We start from the raw sequence: 1,107 nt of genomic DNA, 5'->3' as shown, positions 1-1,107 counted from the left end.
ACGCCGGCGATGGCCTGCGCCACGGCGGCCGGCAGGTCCTCGGCGCGCACCGCTGCCGCATAGCTGCCGGGCCTGCGCGATTGCACGCCGCGCAGCATGCGCGTGCGCGTGGCAGCCGGGCCGTCCACCTCGGGCAACTGAAAGGCCGCAAGGCCGCATTCGCCCCAGGCCACGCCGCAGGGTCCCAAGCGCGTGGCAAACAGCGCATGGCCCGTGGCTTCGGGGTCCCAGGCCGGGCTGCCCGTGGTCGATTCGTTCGTCATGGCGGTGGTTTTCTCCTTGCAGGCGATTGTGGCCGCATGGCTGCCGCCGCTGCCCGCAGCGACCCCACCGGCACGACACTGTAAAAAAACACTGGATAAATACTGGATGTGCAGCCAGTTATTACTGTATATTTCGCCAGTCATCATCCTCATCTCATGAACCATGGACATGCAAGAAGCCGCCTTCACCGTCACCTTGTGTGACTACCCCAACCTGCCCGAGCAGGAACGCAACAAGGCCGAGGCACGCTATGCCCGCGTGCTGGAACGCCAGCTCGGCAGTGCCGAGCAGGTCAGCGAAACCCTGTCGCTTGTACAGGGGCTGGAGGACATGCCTCCAGAGGAAATCAGCGAAGACGCCAAGCTCGCCTTCACCCGCTGGATGAAAGCCGCCCGCGCCGCCACCGAGGCCGGCATGCAGGGCCTGGGCGATGGCGAGTGCAGCTTCTTCGAGGTGCGCCGCGGCTGGCGGCATTGAGCCTGCCCGCGGCACCGCTGAATGGGGCCTGAGCCCGGGTTTGCCTGGGCTGGGCCCCAAACTGCATACACTGGCAGACCTTTTCGTCGGCCCCTGCCTGGTTCCAAGCGGTTCCACCGGGCATGCCCGGCACCCCTGCCAGACCCAGCCTTTCCCATGCAAGCCCTGCTCGACGCCATCGCCCGGATGGCCCTGCCCTCCGACGCCCAACGCATCTTCCACGGCCGTGGCGGCCTGTACCCGGGCTGCGAGCATCTGGTGCTCGATGCCTTTCCGCCCGTGCTGGTGCTCACCAGCTTCCAGCCGCTGGACGAAGACGCCCTGGCCGCCATCGGCACGGCGCTGTCACTGCGCTGTAGCGAACTG

General features: G+C 67.0%; 2 protein-coding genes and 2 pseudogenes. 3 read left to right on the top strand and 1 reads right to left on the bottom strand.

All coding sequences use genetic code 11. The features are described 5' to 3' along the window. Positions 1 to 290, bottom strand: a pseudogene (locus tag L995_RS00200) (methylated-DNA--[protein]-cysteine S-methyltransferase); the annotation flags it as partial. Here L995_RS00200 and L995_RS32660 point away from each other — a divergent pair. The 3 genes and pseudogenes from L995_RS32660 to L995_RS34125 all read left to right on the top strand — a co-directional run. Beyond that, positions 244 to 423, top strand: coding sequence for a hypothetical protein (locus tag L995_RS32660; RefSeq protein ID WP_128422743.1), 180 nt, complete (start codon positions 244 to 246; stop codon positions 421 to 423). The pseudogene L995_RS00200 and the gene L995_RS32660 sit on opposite strands and share 47 nt — an antisense overlap. A 3-nt stretch (positions 424 to 426) precedes the next feature. Next, complete coding sequence (locus L995_RS00195; protein ID WP_016446792.1) at positions 427 to 741, top strand: hypothetical protein; 315 nt, start codon at positions 427 to 429, stop codon at positions 739 to 741. A 156-nt stretch (positions 742 to 897) separates the two neighbouring features. Then, positions 898 to 1,107, top strand: a pseudogene (locus tag L995_RS34125) (class I SAM-dependent methyltransferase); the annotation flags it as partial.

Source organism: Delftia sp. ZNC0008 (assembly GCF_000799035.1).
GTDB lineage: Bacteria > Pseudomonadota > Gammaproteobacteria > Burkholderiales > Burkholderiaceae_C > Comamonas > Comamonas tsuruhatensis.
Note: the sequence above shows the minus strand (reverse complement) of the source record. Positions and strands in the feature narration are given on the sequence as shown.

Coding starts and splice junctions, on each gene's coding strand:
- L995_RS00195 (WP_016446792.1), top strand. CDS start 427: ATGGACATGCAAGAAGCCGCCTTCACCGTCACCTTGTGTGACTACCCC.